Raw genomic sequence first — 6260 nt, forward strand, 5'->3', positions numbered from 1 at the left:
CCTCCCTGGAGTCCGCCTTGATGACCGGATAGCAGAGGTAGAAGTCAGGATTGTCCCACAAGTCCATCTGCCTGCAGGACTCACAGTGTCCACAAGCATCCTCCCCGGGATCCTCGCATAGGATATGACGAGCAAACGCAAGGGCTAAAGGAAGAGCCTCTCCACCATCATCTCCACAGAAGAGCAGAGCATGCGGGATCGCTTCTCTCAGCCGAATAGACGAGAGCTGAGCAATCAGTCCACGGTCGACGAGCGTCCCAGCATAGTCCGGTAGGAGACGATTAGCCATTATGAGATTAGCCTCTCGGACGCTCTACCGCTCCACTAAAGGTGTTTGTAGGATGTCCTGCATCGGGGGAGTCGAAGTACTTCATGAATTGCGAGCGGGCGAGGAAGTTGGCCTTATCGACCTGCTCAGCTGCCAGACGACCGGTCATCTCGGTAATGCTCTCGTACTTGTGCTCCTCCATCCAGCTCTTCACCTCGTCCAGCGACTCGGTAATAGCCTTCTCCTTCTTTCCATACAGGATCGAAGCCATCTGGATGGCGTTGGCCCCGGCGAGTACCCCCTTGAGGACGTCCTTGCCATTGCGAGCACCAGAAGAGATGGAGACAGAGAGACCGGGGACAGCTCCACGTACGAGAGCCGTGAAGCGTAGACCATCGTAGAAGTCACTCGGGCTACTGAAGACCGGTCCCGCCGTGAGACGCTCTGCTGACAAGTCAACGTCCGGCATGTAGGATCTATTGAAGAGAACCACACCGTCCGCACCTACCATATGGAGATCTGCGCAGAGCCGGATCAGGTTGCTGTAGTACTTAGAGATCTTCACCACAAGCGGCTTCTTGTATCCCGACTCCCTCAGCTCAGTGACTATCTTGATGATGGCGCGCTCCGGCTCGCCATAGTCTTGCGTCCGATCGGTCTCGATGCGCATAACATTAAGCTCCAGTCCATCTGCTCCGGCGTCAGAGAGGCTCTTGGCGTAGTCGGTCCACCCCTCGGCACTGGAGCAATTGATGCTCGCAAAGACAGGGATGTCCACTCCCGCCTTTACCTCACGTACCAGCTGCACATGCTGACGGATCGAGTGCTCCTCGGAGTACTCCTTGATGTAGTTGTAGGCCTCAGGGAAGTCGTGTGACTGATCGTAGGTATCTGCAGCCTCATTCTGGATCTGCTCCTCAAAGATGGACTTAAGTATGACAGCACCTGCGCCAGCCTCGGCAAAGGTCTTGATCTTTGCGGGCGAAGCAGTAAGGCTTGAGCTTGCGGCGATGATCGGACTCTTGAGCTTCAGTCCGGCATAAGTGGTGGTTAGATCAACCATGGTATTACTTGATTATCTTGATGAATTAGTGACTAATATAAATGGGGGATAACTCAATAGTGAGTAATGAGGGGTTCCTTGCCCTTACTCTTAGACTTAGTAGCCTTAGTCTTGGATGCAGCAGGGACAGCGGAGGGTGGCACTTTCCCGCCTCCTCTCATGAAGGCCTCTACGCGGGGGATCTCTTCACGGATAGCCTTGATACGGTTTTGGTCGTTGGGGTGAGAGCTCATCACTTCACTCTGATTACCGCCGCCGCTGCGACTAGCCATCCTGACCCAGAGATTAGGCGCATTGTGGTAGTCATATCCCGCCAGTGCCATCAGATAGAGACCGATCTGATCCGCCTCATACTCTTGCTTGCGCGAGTAGGGGAGCTCAAAGATGAGCTTCCCCCCGACGCTGTAGAGGACACTGCCGATCACCTGTGCTCCGGCAGAGCTTCCTGATAGGATCTGTCCCAGAGCCTGCCCGCCATACTGGCGAAGGATCGCCTGAGAAAGTCGCTCATTGGAGTGCTTGGCGACGGCGTGAGCCACCTCGTGGGCAATCACTGTCGCCAGCTCATCATCGGTCCGTGCGACGGGGAGTATCCCCTCATAGACGACGATCTTACCTCCCGGCATGCAGAAGGCATTGACCTGATCGGAAGCAATGAGATTAAACTCCCACCGGAAGTACTTTATATCCTCTGTTTGCCCGATAGACCGGAGGTATCTCTCCGTGGCAGCAGCGATGCGCTTCCCCATATCGCGCGTCCTCGCTGCCTGTGCCACGTCACGGCTCTTGGGGGCATTGGAGATGAAGGATCGGTACTGCTGCTCACTGATCGCAACCACCTGTGCGTCGGAGACGAGATTGATCTGACGGCGTCCGGTAAGGGGGACAAGGGAGCAGCCTGTCGCCAGGAGAGCAACGATAAGGACGCTGAATACCAGCGTGTGGGGGAAATGTTGTCGTGAGTTCATTATGGTTTTGTCCTATGGGATTGTTTCACATCCCCAAAGGTACACATTTTATCACCTTGTGCTGTCAGTCGTTTCGCTCGACAAGCAGAGACTTTGCCCCCTTCCGTGGCTGATACATGGCTCGGGGGAGGAGACTCATACTGCGGCGGGTGAGGTACTCGCCGTAGCTCCTGAGATCCGTCAAGTGGGCCGTCTCATCCGGCATTATGGGTACTCCTACGTAGACATCTATGGTCTCGCCCTGCTTATTCAGGATCTCCGACGGCAACATCAGGTCGCTGACCACGGAGATACGATTCTTCATATAGTAGAATAGTCTCGAATTACGCCCGCCAAACATTATGGGAAAGATCGGACGATCGGCTCGTCTGAGGATGCGCAGGCTGGAGGCCTTCCATGGATTCTCTACAGGAAGACCATGTCGGAGAGAGAAGTGCCCCACCCCGCCTGCGGGGAAGATCCCGAAGGGATATCCTGCCTGAAACTCCCTCACCAGACCTCGCAGGCTCTTGACATTGACTGACGGGTCGTGGACATACCTCCTGCTGGCCTGCCTGTCGGGGACGACCGGCACCCACATCTCCTCAAGGGAGGAGATGTGGGAGAGGACCGAATTGACCAGCACCTTGTAGTCCGGGCGGATGTGTCCCACGATATCCACGAGGATCAGCCCATCGATGCCGCCGAAGGGATGATTGGAGACGGTGAGGAACTGCCCCTCTCGTATGAGGTCGAGATTCTCCTCTCCATGGATCCTGTACTTCACGTTGACCGAGGGGTGACGGAGTGCCGCACTCGCAAAGTCCGGTCCCTTGAGATGACAGAGGTCGGCATTGAGCTGATTGATCTCATCGACCCCAAGGATCCGCATCAACCACTTACCCAAGCCCCTTCCGACCAGAGTCTTAAAAAAAGGTACCATCTCCCCTAAGTCCTCAATGGAGAGGATCTCATCTCGTATCTCGTCTCTACTCATTTACGTCTACGTCTATGGATATGACTGTACAAACCTAACAGAATAAAATCATAACTCGGTGAAAAGGGGAAAGAAAAGATCAAACCGCTGTCAAAGAATTAGAAATAAAGGTAAAAGCAAACGTGATATCTCTCCTTTACGTAGATTTGTCCTCAGATCAACAGACAGTCCAATACAGATGCTTCAGAGCAAAGTCCTAGCCCTCATCACTCCGCTTCTTGCCTGCTTGAGTCTCACCTCATGTGCCAGGAAGGCGTACTACGACATCAGCACCGGTGCTGATGTCGCTGACAGCGGGAATTATGTGGTACGGTGGCAGGTCCGTCCCGGCATGAACGGCGAGGTGGCGATCTATGCTTCTGACGACGCCGGCAGCTACCCCACAGAGCCGACAAAGGTAGAGCCGATCGGGAAGGAGTGGACGACATTTGCATCCGATGGCACCTACTTCACCAGACACTACTTTCTCTTGGTCTTTGACGAACGAGAGGTGAGGGTCACCGGCACCAGAGTCATACCGACGGAGGGGTTCTCCAACCTCAGGGATGCCGGCGGATACATGACCGATCAGGGGTACCAGATGAGATGGGGCAGACTCTACAGAGGGGGGAGGTATCGCTCCCTCACCCCAAGGGACAGTCTCGTCATCTCCTCCATAGGACTGAGGCATAATGTCGTCCTAAGCGACGCCTACTCATTTGTCTACCTCACCAACGGCATCGGGAATATCCCCCAGAAGGACTTTGCGGCCAATACCCCGGTCGACTACAAGTCGGTACTGAAGAGGATCAGCGATGGAGCCATGTCTCAGGAGGGAGTGGTTCTCTTCGTCCACGATATGTTCAATAGTCTGGCGTATGAGAATCCTGAGCAGCTCTCTGCCGCCCTCCACTACCTCCTCGATCCGGATCACTATCCGGTGATGATCAGCGATGAGTGGGGGAAGGATCGCACAGCCTTCCTCATTATGCTGATACAGTATAGCCTGGGCGTCTCCCGGTCAGACATCCTCTCGGACTACCTGCTGAGCAACGCCCTGCTCCCGGTGGAGAAGTTAGCTCCTCAGGGGTTTCGCTTCGCTCCCGGCAGACAAGAGGCTCTGACGGAATTCTTCCGCTGCCGACCCAGTGACCTACTCTCCATCATGACCGATATAGAGAATAAGTACGGCTCCATAGAGAACTATATGGATAAGGTGCTGGACTTCGATGAGTCGGACAGGATCAGGCTGAGGGAGCTGCTGCTCTACTAACCGAAAGTCGAGTAGGATCAATAGTGGGAAGACCCAAGAGCCAGACTCCAGATAAAGCCCTGCGATCCCAAACTAAACCCGGTATTAGTCATCACTATTACCGGGTTTAGTGATCACTAATACCGGGTTTAGAATTCATCGTCCTCTATCCAGCTCGATACGATACTCCCCGGCGCCGGGGATCCCTGATGGGATCCGCCTCCCGCCGGCATAGGGGATGAATGCGGGATCGGTCGGAGGCGGGGTGAATGAGGAGGGGGACTGGCGGGTAAGCCCGTGCGGAACCGGGCGAGCGAGGTAAAGCTCTAATGCGTCACCCCCTGATGGCTGCAAATATGGCGGATGGGGGATGGGGCTTTTTTAGTAGATTTGCAAGGTTATGGGCGGGCCGGTGGCCCGCAATCAATAATTGCTTGTACCTGTAAATAACACCGTATATATATGTTTGAGAGTCTATCGGACCGACTTCTTGAGTCCTTTAAGAACCTAAAGGGAGAGGGATCCATCACCGAACTTAATGTCGCTGACACCGTCAAGGACATACGTAAGGCATTGCTGGAGGCCGATGTCAATTATACCGTTGCCTCCGACTTTACGAAGAGCGTCCTCGACAAGGCGGTGGGCGAGAAGGTGGTCTCCTCCATCAAGCCGGGACAGAAGTTGGTCCAGATCGTCCACGATGAGCTGACGCGCTGCATGGGCGGCACCGAGGTGGAGCTGAGAACCGATGCGGATCCCAATATCATCCTGATGTCGGGTCTACAGGGCTCAGGTAAGACCACATTTGCCGGCAAGCTCGCCAATATGCTGCACAAGAAGAAGGGGCTGAAGCCTCTGCTTGTCGCCGGGGATGTCTATCGCCCAGCCGCCATCGAGCAGCTCAAGGTGATTGCCGCTCAGATCGGCATACCTGTCTACAGCGAGGAGGGGTGTCAGGATCCGGTGGCAATCGCTGAGCGGGCGCTCGCCTTTGCGAAGATGAATGGTCGTGACACTATCATCATCGATACTGCTGGTCGTCTCGCCGTCGACGATGTGCTTATGACCGAGATCGCCAATATCAAGGCGGCCGTTAGACCGACTCAGATCCTCTTCGTCGTCGACTCGATGACAGGACAGGATGCGGTGAATACGGCAAAGGAATTCAACGACCGGCTCGACTTCGATGGCGTCGTCCTGACGAAACTGGATGGTGATACCCGAGGCGGTGCTGCACTCTCGATCCGGACTGTGGTCGACAAGCCTATCCTCTTCATCGGTACGGGGGAGAAGATGGAGGCGATCGACGTCTTTTACCCCACCCGTATGGCGGACCGCATCCTCGGGATGGGCGATGTCGTCTCCCTCGTGGAGCGGATGGAGCAGCAGTACGACGAGAAGAAAGCAGCCCAGCTGGAGAGCAAGATCAGGAAGAATAAGTTTGACTTCGACGACTTCCTCGAGCAGATCCAGCAGATCAAGAAGATGGGTAACCTCAAGGATCTCTTGGCCATGATCCCCGGTGTCGGCAGTGCGATCAAGGACTTAGACGTAGACGATAGCGCCTTTAGCGGGATCGAGGCAATCATCCGCTCGATGACGCCCGAGGAGCGCGCCAATCCTGACATCATCAACGCTGAGCGACGGAAGCGTATCGCTGCAGGCAGCGGAAATGACATACAGGAGGTGAATCGGCTGATCAAGCAATTCAACTCCGCCAAGAAGATGATGAAGAAGATGAGCAGCCTCGGTCT

The 6260-nt window shown here is 55.0% G+C and carries 6 protein-coding genes and 1 pseudogene; 2 read left to right on the top strand and 5 right to left on the bottom strand.

Translation table 11 applies throughout. From position 1 onward, the window contains the following. From Q0F21_RS04565 to Q0F21_RS04580, 4 genes and pseudogenes are all read right to left on the bottom strand, one after another. Positions 1-289 (bottom strand): annotated as a pseudogene (locus Q0F21_RS04565) (hypothetical protein); the annotation flags it as partial. 7 nt (positions 290-296) lie between these two features. After that, on the bottom strand, positions 297-1331 hold the full coding sequence (locus Q0F21_RS04570; protein ID WP_297237820.1) for a dihydroorotate dehydrogenase-like protein: 1035 nt from the start codon (positions 1329-1331) through the stop codon (positions 297-299). A 53-nt stretch (positions 1332-1384) separates the two neighbouring features. Next, the gene (locus Q0F21_RS04575) at positions 1385-2299 is read right to left on the bottom strand and encodes a M48 family metallopeptidase (protein WP_297237822.1); all 915 of its coding nucleotides are present in this window, start codon (positions 2297-2299) and stop codon (positions 1385-1387) included. Between the two features lie 64 nt (positions 2300-2363). After that, positions 2364-3275: a 1-acyl-sn-glycerol-3-phosphate acyltransferase gene (locus Q0F21_RS04580; RefSeq protein WP_297237824.1), complete on the bottom strand. Its 912-nt coding sequence runs from the start codon at positions 3273-3275 to the stop codon at positions 2364-2366. A 178-nt stretch (positions 3276-3453) separates the two neighbouring features. Here Q0F21_RS04580 and Q0F21_RS04585 point away from each other — a divergent pair, with 178 nt between their 5' ends. After that, a complete protein-coding gene (locus tag Q0F21_RS04585) occupies positions 3454-4527 on the top strand; it encodes a tyrosine-protein phosphatase (RefSeq protein WP_297237826.1) in 1074 nt (357 codons plus the stop codon). A 135-nt stretch (positions 4528-4662) separates the two neighbouring features. On the opposite strand, the gene Q0F21_RS04590 is transcribed toward Q0F21_RS04585, so the two are convergent. Further along, entirely contained in the window at positions 4663-4860 is a 198-nt protein-coding gene (locus Q0F21_RS04590) for a hypothetical protein (protein ID WP_297237828.1), read from the bottom strand. A gap of 108 nt (positions 4861-4968) precedes the next feature. Between Q0F21_RS04590 and ffh the strand changes: the two genes are divergently transcribed. Next, on the top strand, positions 4969-6260 hold a 1292-nt coding region (gene ffh / locus Q0F21_RS04595; protein WP_297237829.1), incomplete at its 3' end, for a signal recognition particle protein.

Source organism: uncultured Porphyromonas sp. (assembly GCF_934359325.1).
Classification (GTDB): Bacteria; Bacteroidota; Bacteroidia; order Bacteroidales; family Porphyromonadaceae; genus Porphyromonas_A.

Coding starts and splice junctions, on each gene's coding strand:
- Q0F21_RS04575 (WP_297237822.1), bottom strand. CDS start 2,299: ATGAACTCACGACAACATTTCCCCCACACGCTGGTATTCAGCGTCCTT.
- Q0F21_RS04580 (WP_297237824.1), bottom strand. CDS start 3,275: ATGAGTAGAGACGAGATACGAGATGAGATCCTCTCCATTGAGGACTTA.
- Q0F21_RS04585 (WP_297237826.1), top strand. CDS start 3,454: ATGCTTCAGAGCAAAGTCCTAGCCCTCATCACTCCGCTTCTTGCCTGC.
- Q0F21_RS04570 (WP_297237820.1), bottom strand. CDS start 1,331: ATGGTTGATCTAACCACCACTTATGCCGGACTGAAGCTCAAGAGTCCG.